13 protein-coding genes and 1 tRNA gene are annotated in these 15,071 nt (G+C 66.8%); 7 read left to right on the top strand and 7 right to left on the bottom strand.

Features of this window, described 5'->3' with window-relative positions; genetic code table 11:
- Positions 1-71: 71 nt before the first annotated feature.
- From ACTHNC_RS03900 to ACTHNC_RS03885, 4 genes are all read right to left on the bottom strand, one after another.
- A complete protein-coding gene (locus ACTHNC_RS03900; RefSeq protein WP_440293283.1) occupies positions 72-308 on the bottom strand; it encodes an HNH endonuclease signature motif containing protein in 237 nt (78 codons plus the stop codon).
- 40 nt (positions 309-348) lie between these two features.
- Positions 349-1,656, bottom strand: a complete 1,308-nt coding sequence (locus ACTHNC_RS03895) for an IS256 family transposase (protein WP_440293282.1) — start codon at positions 1,654-1,656, stop codon at positions 349-351.
- Between the two features lie 33 nt (positions 1,657-1,689).
- Positions 1,690-2,868 (bottom strand): DUF222 domain-containing protein, encoded by a 1,179-nt coding sequence (locus ACTHNC_RS03890; protein WP_440293281.1) that lies wholly within the window; start codon positions 2,866-2,868, stop codon positions 1,690-1,692.
- Between the two features lie 297 nt (positions 2,869-3,165).
- Positions 3,166-3,248: transfer RNA gene (locus tag ACTHNC_RS03885), tRNA-Leu, on the bottom strand.
- Positions 3,249-3,400: 152 nt separating this feature from the next.
- On the opposite strand from ACTHNC_RS03885, the gene ACTHNC_RS03880 reads away from it, so the two are divergent.
- Positions 3,401-4,003, top strand: coding sequence for an ANTAR domain-containing response regulator (locus tag ACTHNC_RS03880; RefSeq protein ID WP_440293280.1), 603 nt, complete (start codon positions 3,401-3,403; stop codon positions 4,001-4,003).
- A 3-nt stretch (positions 4,004-4,006) separates the two neighbouring features.
- Here the strand turns inward: ACTHNC_RS03880 and ACTHNC_RS03875 are convergent, their stop codons facing one another.
- Positions 4,007-4,438, bottom strand: a complete 432-nt coding sequence (locus ACTHNC_RS03875) for a hotdog fold thioesterase (protein ID WP_440293279.1) — start codon at positions 4,436-4,438, stop codon at positions 4,007-4,009.
- Between the two features lie 141 nt (positions 4,439-4,579).
- On the opposite strand from ACTHNC_RS03875, the gene polA reads away from it, so the two are divergent.
- The 5 genes from polA (at position 4,580) to coaE (ending at position 11,948) form a co-directional block, all read left to right on the top strand.
- Positions 4,580-7,246 carry a DNA polymerase I gene (gene polA, locus ACTHNC_RS03870; RefSeq protein WP_440293278.1) on the top strand — a complete coding sequence of 889 codons (2,667 nt, stop codon included), beginning with the start codon at positions 4,580-4,582 and terminating at the stop codon, positions 7,244-7,246.
- A 21-nt stretch (positions 7,247-7,267) separates the two neighbouring features.
- On the top strand, positions 7,268-8,941 hold the full coding sequence (locus ACTHNC_RS03865; RefSeq protein WP_440293277.1) for a DUF885 domain-containing protein: 1,674 nt from the start codon (positions 7,268-7,270) through the stop codon (positions 8,939-8,941).
- Positions 8,942-9,173: 232 nt separating this feature from the next.
- The gene (rpsA, locus tag ACTHNC_RS03860) at positions 9,174-10,631 is read left to right on the top strand and encodes a 30S ribosomal protein S1 (RefSeq protein ID WP_440293276.1); all 1,458 of its coding nucleotides are present in this window, start codon (positions 9,174-9,176) and stop codon (positions 10,629-10,631) included.
- A 115-nt stretch (positions 10,632-10,746) separates the two neighbouring features.
- Positions 10,747-11,325: an MOSC domain-containing protein gene (locus ACTHNC_RS03855; RefSeq protein WP_440293275.1), complete on the top strand. Its 579-nt coding sequence runs from the start codon at positions 10,747-10,749 to the stop codon at positions 11,323-11,325.
- A 2-nt stretch (positions 11,326-11,327) separates the two neighbouring features.
- Positions 11,328-11,948 (top strand): dephospho-CoA kinase, encoded by a 621-nt coding sequence (gene coaE, locus ACTHNC_RS03850; RefSeq protein WP_440293274.1) that lies wholly within the window; start codon positions 11,328-11,330, stop codon positions 11,946-11,948.
- A gap of 23 nt (positions 11,949-11,971) precedes the next feature.
- Here coaE and ACTHNC_RS03845 read toward each other — a convergent pair whose 3' ends face one another.
- Together ACTHNC_RS03845 and ACTHNC_RS03840 are read right to left on the bottom strand one after the other, a co-directional pair.
- The gene (locus ACTHNC_RS03845) at positions 11,972-12,958 is read right to left on the bottom strand and encodes a M56 family metallopeptidase (RefSeq protein ID WP_440293273.1); all 987 of its coding nucleotides are present in this window, start codon (positions 12,956-12,958) and stop codon (positions 11,972-11,974) included.
- A 39-nt stretch (positions 12,959-12,997) separates the two neighbouring features.
- The gene (locus ACTHNC_RS03840) at positions 12,998-13,357 is read right to left on the bottom strand and encodes a BlaI/MecI/CopY family transcriptional regulator (protein ID WP_440293390.1); all 360 of its coding nucleotides are present in this window, start codon (positions 13,355-13,357) and stop codon (positions 12,998-13,000) included.
- A gap of 135 nt (positions 13,358-13,492) precedes the next feature.
- Between ACTHNC_RS03840 and ACTHNC_RS03835 the strand changes: the two genes are divergently transcribed.
- Positions 13,493-15,061 (top strand): cytochrome ubiquinol oxidase subunit I, encoded by a 1,569-nt coding sequence (locus tag ACTHNC_RS03835; protein WP_440293389.1) that lies wholly within the window; start codon positions 13,493-13,495, stop codon positions 15,059-15,061.
- Positions 15,062-15,071: the final 10 nt, after the last annotated feature.

Here is a 15,071-nt window from a genome sequence, read left to right as displayed (position 1 = left end):
TTCGACGGCGTACTCGAGGCGACGACCGCGGTCGGGGAACTCATCCGGCATAACGCGAGACGGTCGCTTCGTTAGAAGGGTGGTGGGTCGCTGTCGTATCCGGTGGGTGTTCTCACGCGGATGCCGCCGTCGGGTTTCGGGTCCAGCCGGATTCTGGTCACGGTCTTCATCCGGTGCAGTCTCGGTTTGAACGGTGCCAGGTTGCCCACGTTCGTGGGTCCGCCGTGCTGGCGTTCGATGACGTGATCCACTTCGGCGCCGGTGACGATACCGACCGGAACGAACGGGGCGGCGTTCGAGCGTGTCAAGTTTTCTGTGTAAATCGGTTCGCTGCTTGTTTTGTTGTTGTTAGATTCCGGCGGGGAGCCGGCCGGGGAAGGCGATCTCGAGTTGGTTCAGGGCGGCGGTCCAGCCGTGGGTGGCTGCGCCGCGGGAGAGGATGCTTTTCTTCTTCGCGTCCCCTCCTCTGCTCTTGTCTCGGGTCTCGATGTCGCAGATGGCGAGGTAGAGGATCTTGTAGACCGCCTCGTCGTTGGGGAATTGGCCTCGGGTCTTGGAGACCTTCCGCAGCTGGTAATTGATCGACTCGATCGCGTTGGTCGTGTAGACGACTTTCCGGATCTCGGGTACGAACTCGAGGAACGGGGTGAACTCGTGCCATGCCCGCCGCCAGACATCGACTGCTGCGGGGCAGCGGCGGCCGAGGTCCGAGTCGGCGAAGTCCTCCAACGCCAGCTCGGCGGCCTCGACAGTGGCAGCGGTATAGATGGGGCGCAACGCGGCAGCGATCGCTTTGCGGTCCTTCCAGGACGCGTATCGCATGCTGTTACGGATCAGGTGCACCACACAGGTTTGCACCTTCGCTTCCGGCCAGATCTGCCCGATCGCGTCGGGCAGGCCGGTGAGGCCATCGCAGCACACGATCAACGCGTCCCGGACTCCGCGGTTGCGGAGCTCGGTGAGCACGTTCAGCCAGAACCGGGCACCCTCGGTGGCTTCGATCCACATGCCCAGCACGCGTTTACGGCCCTCCAGATCCACGCCCACAGCGATATGGCAGGCTTTGATCCGCACGGTGCCGCCGTCCCGGACGCGGACCCGGATCGCGTCGATATAGACGATCGGGTAGACCTCATCCAGTGGGCGTGATCGCCACGCTTTGACCAGCTCGTTGACGCTGTCGGTGATGTTCGCGACGGTTTCGTGGCTGATGTCGGCCCCGTAGGTGTCCTCGAGCCACTCGGCGATATCCCGCGTCGTCAGGCCCTTCGCGTACAGACCGATGACCAGGTCGTCGAACTCGGTCAGCCGGCGGGAACCCTTCGGCACGGTGACCGGTTCGAACGTGCCAGCCCGATCCCTGGGAACCTGCACCTCGGCCGGTCCCGCCGCAGTCTGCACCGTCTTGGAGGTCGACCCGTTGCGTGAGTTCCCGCTGCCACGACCCTCCGCCGCATACCGGTCGTAACCCAGATGCGCGGTCATCTCACCCCGCAGCGCAGCCTCCACGGCCTGCTTGATCATGTCCGGCAGCAGACCACCCTCACCGGTCAACTGCACACCGTCGTACTGCGCCTGCTCGACCAGTCGCGCGACCTGATCACTCAGCTCGGCCGGCACCACCGGCACACCATCATCACTCGTCTTGATAGTCACAGGAACCACCCTTCCGGAAGCGACCGCTTCCAGTCAGAGCGCCCCGTTTACACACACCATCTGACACCCCCCGGCGTTCTCGTCGAGCCCGTACGTCAACGTGAGCCACGTCTTCTGATCCGGAGTCGGCCGGTACCGGGTGGTGTCCAGGTTCAACACCGCGGGACGGATCGGATCGGCCAGCACCTTCCGAAACGAGGGTGCGTCCCGCAGTGCGGCTGCCGCCTGATTCGGCGGGATCGGCCCATACCCGAGGAGCTCAGCGAACCGGCCCGCGTCATCGATCAGCACGAACGGCCGCACCCCCGCACCACCACGACGGTGCGCACCGGCACCCGTGGTGTCGCCTTTCAGCCACTGCACCGCCAGGTCGGCACGCACCTGATCCAGAGTGCGGGACTCACCCGGCATAGTGCGCAACCGGCGGGCTTCCGCGGTCAACGCGACTTCGATCTGCGCCACATCCATCACGGACGCGTGGAGGTTCAACCAGGCCATCGCATCCGCACCCGCCTCCACCACCACCCGTCGTTTCGTGTGGGCCTCCTCGTGCCGCTCCTGCAGAGTGTCGGCACACAACCGTTCCCGCAACAGGCGGCACCGACGTGCAAACACACCAGGGTTCAACTTCTCGACGATCCCCGCCATCCGCTCGTCAAACATCGCGTAAGCCGCCTCGTCGGGGAGCCCGGTGCAGGACTCGACGGCGGCACGGACGTGCTTCGGGCTGATCCGACCGGAGACGAACAACTCCTTCAACCTCGGCAACGAAGCGTTGAGGACCTCGGCCTGCCAGGCCATGGACCGGACCGTGTTCTCACTCAGGTGCAACCACTGCGCCAGATCAAACGCGACAGCCCGGACCGCGAAGTCCACCTCCTCCGCCCGCGGGTCCTTCTCGGTCGCCCCGACCGGAACGTAGATACTCGGGTCCTTACGGGCGTACTCGAACGCCCGACCGATGGCGAACAGCTGCCGTGCCGCCTCCAGGTTCACCATCGTCTGCGAGGAGACCGCATCATCAATGACGGACCGCATCAACCCCGCACCGAACGTCGTCCGAGCCCACGACACAAGCTCGTCTGCGGAAGGGTGGGAAGGTCGGTCCAGGAACAGCAGTTCCGCGGACTCGTCGAACAACGACGCGTCCGCAAACTCCGCCCAGAAGGCGGCATCACCCTCCGGCACCGGTGCTAGTTCTACGTCGTTCATACCTTCGAAGCTAGGCCATGCCACCGACATTCCCGGGACACGGAAACCACCGCTGACCTGGCCTGTTGATAACCACAGGAGTCCGCCACCTGGGGAGGAAGAGACGCACCGCCGGGGCCGCACCGGACCCGACTCGTGCGGCGCGAGACCCGCCGCGCGGCGACCGAACTCGCATCCGCTGCACGAACCGGCATCCGCTACAGAACGTTCGTGTAGCGGATGCCGATCCGTGTAGCGCAAACTCGCTGGCCGGCCCTCGGGCGCAATCGCGTATCTTCGCGCGGATCGCCTAAAACGTGCCGGTGGTGGGACTCGAACCCACACGCCCTTTCGGGCAAAGCATTTTGAGTGCTCCGCGTCTGCCATTCCGCCACACCGGCTCAGGTGCGCTGTTCACGATATCGCGACTTCGTCGCTCACACGCTCAACGCGTATATCGCGGCTTCGCCGCTCATGGGCTCAATCGCCTCGGCGACCCGAGCAAGCTCGAGTCGCTCTCGGCTCAATCACCCATACCGTAGGCTTGTTCACCGTGACCGACACTGAGAACACCGCTGCACCGCGTCGAGTAGTCGTCGCGGAAGATGAATCGCTCATCCGTCTCGACATCGTCGAGATCCTGCGCGACAACGGGTTCGAGGTCGTCGGCGAGGCCGGCGATGGCGAGACCGCCGTCGCCCTCGCCACGGAGCTGCGCCCCGACCTCGTGATCATGGATGTCCGCATGCCGAACCTCGACGGAATCGAGGCTGCGAAGCGGCTCTCGGAGAATCACGTCGCACCCGTCGTGCTGCTCACCGCGTTCAGCCAGAAGGAGCTCGTCGACCGGGCCACCGAGGCAGGCGCACTCGCCTACGTGGTGAAGCCGTTCACCCCGAACGACCTGCTGCCCGCCATCGAGATCGCACTGGCGCGTTACCAGCAGATCATCGCGCTCGAGGCCGAGGTCGCCGACCTCAACGAGCGCTTCGAGACCCGCAAGCTCGTCGACCGCGCCAAGGGCCTGCTGAACGAGAAGATGGGCCTCACCGAGCCCGAGGCGTTCCGCTGGATCCAGAAGGCGTCGATGGACCGTCGACTCACGATGCACGACGTCGCGAAGGCGATCATCGACCAGCTCGCGCCGAAGAAGTAGGCGCTAACCGCGCTCCTTGATCAGGTTCGTGATGCGGATCGTGGAGCAGCGGCGCCCGCGGTCATCCGTGACAGCGATCTCGTGCGTCGTCAGGGTGCGCCCGAGGTGGATCGGGGTGCACACCCCGGTAACGATGCCGCTCGTCGCCGATCGCGTGTGCGAAGCATTGATCTCGATGCCGACGGCCAGTCGACCCTCGCCTGCCCACAGGTTCGCGGACATGGATCCAAGCGTCTCCGCCAGCACGACATAGGCGCCGCCGTGCAACAGATCCGCCGGCTGCGTGTTGCCCTCGACAGGCATCGTGGCCACCGCGCGATCGACCGAGAACTCGATCATCTCGATGCCCATCTTCGCCGCGAGGGCGCCCATCCCACGCCTCTTGACATACTCGAGGGCGTCGGGTGCGGCATCCGTTTCACCGGTCGTCGACATGCTGCTCCTGGTGCTTCGCGGGCCGGAAAGGAACGTGTTCCGGCTGCGCCGTTCAACACTCTCAATCGGCCCGGCCACGGATGCCAGCACCCGTTTCCGAGCCTCAATCGAGTGTCACACGCCGCTTGTAGGCTGGCAGGCGTGTCGGACTCGGAAAAGCCTACCCTCCTGATCATCGACGGCCATTCTCTGGCTTTTCGGGCGTTCTACGCGCTTCCGGTCGACAGTTTCACCACCCGTGACGGGCAGCACACGAACGCGATCCACGGGTTCCTGTCGATGCTCCTTCTGCTGCTGCAGAACGAGCGTCCGAGCCACCTCGTCGTCGCGTTCGACGTGTCGCGATACTCGTTCCGCACGAAGGAGTACGCCGACTACAAGGGCACCCGTGGCACGACGCCTCCCGAGTTCTCGGGGCAAGTGCCGCTCCTGCAGGAAGCCCTGGCGGCGATGAACATCCCCACGCTGGAGAAGGACGACTTCGAGGCTGACGACATCCTCGCCACGCTCGCCACGCAGGGCGCGGAGCAGGGCTACCGAGTGCTCATCGTCTCCGGCGACCGCGACACCATCCAGCTGGTCGACGACGACATCACACTCCTCTACCCGAACGTGCGTGGCGTCTCCGAGCTCAAGCGGTACGACCGGCAGACGGTGCTCGACCGGTACGGCATTCCGCCGGAGAAGTACCCGGAGATCGCGGCTCTCGTCGGCGAGACCAGCGACAACCTGCCCGGCATCGACAAGGTGGGCGAGAAGACCGCCGTGAAGTGGATCCTGCAGTACGGCGACGTGCAGAACCTCATCGACCACGCGGACGAGATCAAGGGTGTGGTCGGGCAGAACCTGCGCGACCAGAAGGAGAACGCCCTACGCAACCGGCGGCTGAACCAGCTCGTGCGCGACGTCGAACTGCCCGTCGGGCCCGCTGACCTCGCCCGCCGCCCGATGAACGAGCAGGCGGTGCGCGACCTGTTCGCCCGCCTCGAGTTCCGCACGCTCCTGGAGCGTGTGTTCAAGCTGATCGAGGGCGATGGCTCAGACACCGGCGCGGTCACCGGCGCGCAGATCGGCACCGTCGTGGCGCCCGAGGTGCGGGAGCCTGTCGGGGACGAGCTGCGTGGATGGCTGGTAGAGGCATCCGCGAACGGCACGCGTCCCATAGCTGTGCAGCTCGACCTCGCCGGTGTGGTGCTCGCCGGCGTCGGCCTGTCCACCGATGACGCATCGGCGTATGTGCCTGCCGGCGAGAACCGCTCGCTCGACCCGGAACTGGTCGCGTGGCTCGCCTCCGATTCCCCGAAGTGGTTCTACGACGCGAAGAACCAGCTCAAGGCGCTGGATGCCGCCGGCGTCGCCCTCGGCGGACTGCAGTGCGACGCGCGCGTGGCCATCTGGCTCGTGAACCCGAACCGCACGCCTTCGGGACTCGCCGACCAGGTGTACGAGGTGCTCGGGGAGCAGATGCCGCAGTCCGATCCGGCGCAGCTCGTTCCCGAGGTGGAGCCGGTCGGCGCAGCGACGGAGGCCTGGTACGTGCACCGGGTCGCTGAGGCGGTCTCCGTGGCGCTCGAGGAGAGCACCCGCGGCGTACTGGAGCGCATCGAGCTGCCCATCACCGGCGTGCTCGCCCGCATGGAGCTGAACGGTGTCGCGATGGACACGGGCATTCTGCGCAGCCAGCGCGAGGAGCTCACGGTTCGCGCCGACGGGCTCGCCCAGGCGGCGTACACCGAGATCGGTCACGAGGTGAACCTCGGGTCCCCGAAGCAGTTGCAGCAGGTGCTGTTCGACGAGCTCGGCATGCCCAAGACGCGGTCGACCAAGACGGGGTACTCGACGGATGCCGGCTCGCTGGCCGACCTGCAGGAGATGAATCCGCATCCGTTCCTCGACCTGCTCCTGCAGCACAGGGATGCCACGAAGCTCAAGCAGATCATCGAGACGCTGGAGAAGTCCGTGGGACCGGATGCGCGCATCCACACCACGTACGACCAGACCGGAACCTCCACGGGGCGCATCTCGTCGAACGATCCGAATCTGCAGAACATTCCGGTGCGCACCGAGGTCGGCAAGCAGATCCGTTCCGCCTTCATCAAGGGTGAGGGCTACGAGACGCTGCTCACCGCGGACTACTCGCAGATCGAGATGCGCATCATGGCGCACCTCAGCGAGGACGCCGGGTTGATCGAGGCCTTCAACGCGGGCGAAGACCTCCACCGCTTCGTCGGTGCGCGCATCTTCGGCGTCGCTCCCGAAGACGTCACGCCGATCATGCGCACCAAGGTGAAGGCCATGTCGTACGGCCTCGCATACGGGCTCAGCGCGTTCGGCCTCTCGAAGCAGCTGCGCATCGAGACCGCGGAGGCGAGGCAGCTGATGACGGACTACTTCGCCAGGTTCGGCGCAGTGCGCGACTACCTGCGCGATGTGGTCGAGAAGGCTCGGGTCGACGGCTACACCGAGACGATCTTCGGGCGCCGTCGCCCGTTCCCGGATCTCACCAGCACCAACCGGGTGATCCGCGACAACGCGGAGCGAGCAGCGCTCAACGCGCCGATCCAGGGCTCGGCCGCCGACATCATGAAGATCGGCATGATCGGAATCGATGCCGACATCCGGGAACAAGAGCTCCGGTCTCGCATGCTTCTCCAGGTGCACGACGAGCTCATCTTCGAGGTGAACGCGGGTGAGTGGGATGCCCTGGCCGAGATCGTCTCGCGCCGCATGTCCACGGCCGCGCAGCTGCGCGTGCCGCTCACCGTGCAGCTCGGCCGAGGAGAGAACTGGGACGCCGCCGCGCATTGAGGTGGTCATAGGCTGACCCTCATGACTCAGCAACCGCAGAGAACTCCCACGCCCATCGACGCACTCGCCGAAGAGTGGGTCGACACGCAACTCGACATCGTCCCCGAGTACCACGTGTGGCTCGGCCGCCCAGGCCGTGAGGGTGAGTACGCCGACTACTCACCGGAAGGCAATGCCCGCCTGGCCGAAGCCCAGGCCGACGTGCTGCGCAGGGTGCAAGCCGCGGAACCGGTGGACGAGGTCGACCGCGTCACCAAGCTCGATCTGGCCCGCGAACTGCAGCTCGAGCTGGAGAAGTACGAGGCCGGCTTCTACCAGCGCGATCTCAACGTGATCGCCTCGCCCGAGCAGGGCCTGCGCGAGATCTTCGACCTCGAGCCGACGGCGACCGTGGAGAACTGGGAGACGATCGCCCGCCGCATGCACAACCTGCCGGCGGCGATGCGCGGCTACATCGCCTCACTCCGTGCGGGCATCCAGACCGGCAACGTGCCCGCCATCCGGCAGGTGCGCGAGGGAATCACGCAGGCGAACAAGCAGGTCGGATCGAACGGCTTCTTCTTCGCACTCGCGCGGGAGGCGAAGGCCGGCGACGACGAGCTGTCCGACTCGCTGAAGAGCGACCTCGAGAAGGGGGCGGCCGAGGCGGCCGCCGCGTACGGTGAGCTCGCCGTGTTCCTCGAGGACGAGCTCGCCGCCCACGCGCCGGAGCAGGATGCCGTCGGCCGCGAACTCTATTCCCTCGCATCCCGCAGTTTCCTGGGCGCCACGGTCGACCTCGACGAGACCTACGAGTGGGGCGTCGAGGAATTGCGCCGCATGGTGGACGAGCAGGAGTCGATCGCGCGCGAGATCAAGCCAGGGGCATCCGTCGCCGAGGCGATCGCGTTCCTCGACGACGACCCCTCGCGCAAGCTGCACGGCACGGACGCGCTGAAGCGCTGGATGCAGGAGACCAGCGATCGAGCGGTCGCGGAGCTCGGCAGGACGCACTTCGACATCCCGGAGCCGATCCGCCACCTGGAGTGCATGATCGCGCCGACGCAGGAGGGCGGCATCTACTACACGCCACCTGCCGACGACTTCTCCCGTGCAGGGCGCATGTGGTGGAGCGTGCCGGAAGGCGTCACCGAGTTCGACACCTGGCGCGAGCTGACCACGGTCTACCACGAGGGCGTACCCGGCCACCACCTGCAGATCGCGACGGCCACGTACAACAAGGCGCAGCTGAACACCTGGCGGCGCATCGCCGGCACCTCCGGTCACGCCGAGGGCTGGGCGCTGTACGCGGAGCGACTCATGGAACAGCTCGGCTACCTCGACGACCCGGCCGACCGACTCGGAATGCTCGACGGCCAGCGGATGCGCGCGGCCCGCGTCGTGCTCGACATCGGCGTGCACCTGACGAAGCAGCGCCCCGACGGCGAGGGTCCGTGGACCGGCGACTACGCGTTCGAGTTCCTCGGAAAGAACGTCAACATGAACGAGGGTTTCGTGCGCTTCGAGGTGAACCGCTACCTGGGCTGGCCGGGGCAGGCGCCGTCGTACAAGATCGGACAGCGCATCTGGGAGCAGCTCCGCGACGAGTACCAGCGTCGAGAGGGCGAGGGATTCGACATCAAGGCGTTCCACAAGAAGGCGCTCGACATCGGCGGCGTCGGCCTCGACACACTGAAGACGGCGCTGCTGGGTTGAGCGCGATGCGTTCCTGATCGCGCGCCGACCGTAATGGCTCCGCAGGACGACCTCGACTGAGGTCGGCCTGCGGAATAGCGGAGCCCGCATGGGCGTTGTTGCGTGTGGCTGCCGTGCGACGGTAGTCTGGAGAGTCACTTTTGTGACGTTCCTATCCGCCTGCCCGGCGGGAATTCCAACTGAAGCAATCCTTCCGGGCCTGATTCATGTCCATAACTGGAGTACCCACTCAATGACAACCGCAACGACCGACAAGGCACCCAAGCAGGTCGCGATCAACGACATCGGCTCTGCTGACGACTTTCTTGCCGCGGTCGAGAAGACTCTGAAGTTCTTCAACGACGGTGACCTCATCGAAGGCACCGTAGTGAAGATCGACCGCGACGAGGTGCTCCTCGACGTCGGTTACAAGACCGAGGGTGTGATCCCCTCCCGCGAACTTTCCATCAAGCACGACGTCGACCCGAGCGAGGTCGTCGGCGTCGGCGACACCGTCGAGGCGCTCGTTCTCCAGAAGGAGGACAAGGAAGGCCGCCTCATCCTGTCCAAGAAGCGCGCACAGTACGAGCGCGCATGGGGCGACGTGGAGAAGATCAAGGAAGCCGACGGCGTCGTGACCGGTCAGGTCATCGAGGTCGTCAAGGGCGGCCTGATCGTCGACATCGGACTGCGCGGCTTCCTGCCGGCATCCCTCATCGAGCTGCGCCGCGTGCGCGACCTCACGCCGTACCTCGGCCAGGAGATCGAGGCGAAGATCCTCGAGCTCGACAAGAACCGCAACAACGTCGTGCTGTCCCGCCGCGCCCTGCTCGAGCAGACGCAGTCCGAGAGCCGCTCGACGTTCCTGGCCAACCTTCACCCGGGCCAGGTGCGCAAGGGTGTCGTCTCGTCGATCGTCAACTTCGGTGCGTTCGTCGACCTCGGCGGCGTGGACGGCCTCGTGCACGTCTCGGAGCTGTCGTGGAAGCACATCGAGCACGCCAGCGAGGTCGTCGAGGTGGGTCAGGAGGTCACCGTCGAGGTGCTCTCCGTCGAGCTCGACCGCGAACGCGTCTCCCTGTCGCTGAAGGCGACGCAGGAGGACCCGTGGCAGGTCTTCGCCCGCACGCACGCCATCGGCCAGTTCGCACCCGGCAAGGTCACGAAGCTCGTTCCGTTCGGTGCGTTCGTGCGCGTCGCGGACGGCATCGAGGGCCTCGTGCACATCTCCGAGCTGTCCGGCAAGCACGTCGAGCTCGCCGAGCAGGTCGTGTCGGTCGGTGACGAGGTGTTCGTCAAGGTCATCGACATCGACCTCGAGCGTCGCCGCATCTCGCTGTCGCTGAAGCAGGCGAACGAGGGCGTCGACCCGGAGGGCACCGAGTTCGACCCGGCGCTCTACGGCATGCTCACGGAGTACGACGAGCAGGGCAACTACAAGTACCCGGAGGGCTTCGACCCCGAGACGGGCGAGTGGACCGAGGGCTCCGACGCTCAGCGCGAGAAGTGGGAGCAGGAGTACGCCGAGGCTCAGGCACGCTGGGAGGCGCACAAGCGCCAGGTGGCCAAGGGCATCGAGGAGGAGGCCGCTGCGACCGAGACCACCTCGCGTGGCGGCGCCACCTACTCGAGCGACACGAACTCCGGCGGAACGCTCGCCGACGACGCGTCGCTCGCAGCTCTCCGCGAGAAGCTGTCGAGCAATTCGTAATCGCATTTAGCGTTCACACGAAGCGGCCGGGTCCTTCTGGGTCCGGCCGCTTCGTCGTTTCGGGATGCCGTCGGTCCGGTCGGCCGGTGCTCCATGCTCCGGCAGAATGGAGAGCATGGATCACCGCGAGACCACAGCCGAGCAGGATGCCGTCACGGCACGGGTCGTGTCCGTCAGCCGCGACGAAGCGCATCGGTTCAGCAAGCCGCGCGTCGAGGAGATCCGACTGATCGAGGGGTGGGGCGTCGAGGGCGACGCACACGCCGGAACGACGGTGCAGCACCTCTCCCGGGTGGCGCGCGATCCACACCAGCCCAACCTCCGTCAGGTGCATCTGGTGCACTCCGAGCTGTTCGACGAGGTGCGCAGGAACGGTTACGACGTCGAGCCGGGACAGCTGGGGGAGAACATCACGACCGCCGGGCTCGACCTGCTCGCCTTGCCGACCGGAACGGTGCTGCACATCGGCGAGAGTGCGAGCATCCGGCTCACCGGGCTGCGGAACCCGTGCGAGCAGATCAACGGACTCGCACCGCGGCTGATGAAGGAGATGGTCTTCCGGCTGCCGGACGGCACGGTGGTGCGGAAGGCCGGCGTGATGTCCGTGGTCCTCACCGGTGGCATCGTGCGCCCAGGGGACGCGGTGCGAGCCGAGCTGCCGTCCGGCGAACAGACCGCCATGGAGCCGGTGTAGCCGTGCAGATCATCGCACTCACCGGGGGCATCGCCTCCGGCAAGTCGACGGTGTCGAATCGGCTGGCGGAGCACGGCGCCGTGGTCGTGGATGCCGACCTGCTCGCCCGCGAGGTCGTCGAGCCAGGCACCCCTGGACTCGCTGCGATCCGGGAGCGGTTCGGCGACGCCGTGATCGCCCAGGACGGATCGCTCAATCGCCCAGCCCTCGGTGCCATCGTGTTCGGCGACCCCGCGGCGCTCGCGGATCTGAACGCGATCACGCATCCCGCGGTCTGGCGGGCCGCGCTCGAGCGGTTCGTGCAGGCGGAGGCATCCGACCCGGACGCACTCGTCGTCTACGATGTTCCGCTGCTCGTCGAGGCGTCGGCGGATCGGCCACTGCGGTTCGATCGCGTCGTCGTGGTGGAGGCGGACAGGGCGGAACGCATCCGTCGGCTCATCGTGGAACGCGGCATGAGCGAGGCGGACGCCGAGCGCCGCATCGGTGCTCAGGCCGACGACGAGCAGCGACGTGCGGTGGCCGATGTCGTGATCGACAACAACGGCAGCAAGGATGACCTGCTGCGCCGTGTCGACGCGCTCTGGGGCGAGCTTCGCGATCCGGCTCAGGACAGCGTCTAGCAAGAGCAGCCGTCAGCGCACGGTCAGCGCAAGGCGGGACCCAGCAGCATCAGGGTCGGAAGCACGACGAGCGCGAGGGCGCCGGCCAGCACGGTGAACCGGAGCGCGGGAGCAGCGGGCGCCGCGACATCCGTGAGCCGGGCGACCCGGGCATCCGCCCACTCACCGGCGGATGCCGGCGATGCGGCGACGTTCACGCCGGTCACGGTCGGTGCGAGAACGCCCTTCGCCGTGACGGGAGCACCGCCGTCTGCCGGCGCTCCCGCGAGCGCCACGAGAGCGACCGCGCGCGACAGGTTGCGCTGCGAGACGGTGCGCCGTGCCTGGTCGTCGGCGAGGAGCTCGATCAGCAGTCCGACCGCCTCGTGCGCGCGGGTCGCGATCGGGAACCAGGGGAGTGCGCTCCGCCAGGCACTGAACGCGACGAGCAGCACGTGGTGGTGCTGCGTGACGTGCGCGCGTTCGTGTGCGACGACGGCGGCGAGCTCGTCGTCGCTGAGCAGCTCGAGCAGACCGGCCGACAGCACCGTTGTGGCGTGCGGGGCGCCTGGCAGGCAGTAGGCGACGGGGGCCGCGTGGTCGATCACGCGGGTGCCCGGACGCTCCGGCATCGGGTCGGAGAGCAGCTGGAGCAGGTGCACGTGGTGCCGGCGCTGCCGCTCCGCCCGCCAGCTGGTGCGCACCAGGTTGAGCAGCAGGTGCACGCCGAGCAGAACGGCTCCGGCAAGCGCGAACATCTCGAAGAAGTCGGCGTCGTGGGGCAGGCGTCCGGCGAAGAGATCCGCCGTGAACGCGCCGGCGGCGTGCGGCAGGTCGTCGCCGAACGGGATGAGCCCGAAGACGAGTAGGGAGCCGATCATCGACAGGCCGCCGGCGAGCGCGATCGCCTGCCACAGCACGAGCGCAGCGCCGGGCATGCGGCGCGGCCAGCGTGCCCCTGCCAGTACGACCGGCACGGGCCAGGCCAGCGCGAACGCGAGGAGCGCCAGCGACGCTGCGACGGCGAGCACGCTAGCGATCGCCTCGCGGAACGGGAGGTCTCATCGGCCTCACGCCTCCAGCAGCTTGCGCAGCCGCTCCGCGTCGTGGGGCGTGACCTGCCCGACGAAACGGGCGAGCACGGCGTCGCGATCCGATGCCGAGCCGAGCACCTCGTGCATGAGCTCGGCCACGTGCTCCTCACGGCTCATCGCCGGCCGATAGAGGTGCGGGCGGGCATCCCTGTCGCGCACCACGAAGCCCTTGCCCTCCAGCCGGGAGAGCACGGTCATGACGGTCGTGATGGCGGGCTCCTTGCCCTCCGGACCGGATGCCTTGAGCACGTCGCGCAGATCGGTCGCCGCGATGGGTGCCGGTGCGTCCCACACGACGTCCATGATCGCGCGTTCGAGCTCACCGAGTTTGACCACCGTGCGACTTGCCATGTCTAGATTCTACCGCTCGTAGAAATCTTCCGCTGACCGTGATACAACGTTCTACAGCGCGTAGAATTCTACGTAGCGTAGAACCGATCGAATCGAGGCGACGTGCACATCACCACCGAGCTGGATCCGCTTCTGATCGCCCGCTGGCAGTTCGGCATCACAACCGTCTACCACTTCTGGATGGTGCCGCTCACCATCGGCCTCGGCCCACTGGTCGCGCTCATGCAGACGCTCTGGATGCGCACGGGGAACGACCGCTATTACCGCATGACGAAGTTCTGGGGAAAGATCTACCTGATCAACTTCATCATGGGCGTCGCCACCGGCCTCGTGCAGGAATTCCAGTTCGGTCTCGCCTGGAGCGAGTACAGCCGCTTCGTCGGCGACGTCTTCGGCGCGCCGCTGGCGATGGAGGCCCTGCTGGCGTTCTTCGTCGAGTCGACGTTCCTCGGCGCCTGGATCTTCGGCTGGGGCAAGCTGCCGAAGCGCATCCACCTCGCCTGTCTGTGGCTGGCGATCGCCGGCTCTGTGGTCTCGGCGTACTTCATCATCGCAGCGAACTCGTGGATGCAGCATCCGGTCGGCGTGAAGCTGGTGGACGGCAGACCGATCATGACGGATGTCTGGGCCGTGCTCGGCAACAACACCGCCATCGCCGCGTTCACGCACACGATCTTCGGCGCGTTGTCCGTCGGTGGCGCCATGCTGCTGGGTGTCGGGTGGTACCACCTGTGGCAGCGTCGCCGCGACGGCATCGACCGGCTCGGTCCGGACAAGCGGGTGATCGTCGGTGAGGCGCCCGATATCCCCGGCCGTGACACGGCCGATCACCGCGTGTGGCTCACCTCCCTACGCATCGGCGCCGTCACGGCGATCATCGCGTTCGCGGGCGTCGCGATCACCGGCGACGCCCAAGCCCGCCTGATGTTCGTGCAGCAGCCGATGAAGATGGCGTCGGCGGAGGCCGCCTGCCACACCGGTACCAGCTTCTCCGTTCTGGCCTTCGGTGACATCGCCTCCAAGGACTGCAAGGGGGTCGTCAACGTCATCGAGATCCCCGGCGTGCTCGGGTTCCTGGCCAATGGCGACTTCAACGAGCCGGTGCGCGGCGTGAACGAACTCGTGCCGGCCTATCAGCAGAAGTACGGAACGCACCTGCCGAACGATCCGAAGCTGGGCGCACGGGCCGGGCAGAAGATCGACTACGTGCCGGTCATGGCCGTCACCTACTGGGGGTTCCGGCTGATGATCCTGTTCGGCGCTCTGGCCGCGTTCGCGTCCGTCGTCGCGCTGTGGCTGACCCGCCGAGGGACCGTTCCGCGGTTCAGGTGGCTGATGTGGCTTGCCGTCGCCGGCATCCTGTCGCCCTTCGCCGCGAACTCGGCCGGCTGGATCTTCACCGAGATGGGCAGGCAGCCGTTCGTCGTGGCACCGAACCCGACCCCCGGCGGTGTCGACGGCGTGTTCATGTTCACCGCGGCAGCCGTCTCTCCCGGGGTGACGTTCGGCGAGATCCTGTTCTCGCTCTGCTCGTTCGCGCTCGTCTATGCGGTGCTCATGGTGGTGGAGGTGCGGCTGCTCGTGAAGTACATCCGCGGGGGAGTGGCGAGCGCCATCCCGGAGCTGGGCGAGAAACCGAAGGACCCGGACGCACCCGCTGACGACGATGTGCTGGCCTTCGCGTACTGACCGCCCGGAC

Source organism: Humibacter sp. (genome assembly GCF_051954055.1).
In the GTDB taxonomy this organism is placed as follows: Bacteria; Actinomycetota; Actinomycetes; order Actinomycetales; family Microbacteriaceae; genus Humibacter.
The sequence above is the reverse complement of the archived record's forward strand: the minus strand, read 5'-3'. Positions and strand labels throughout refer to the sequence as shown.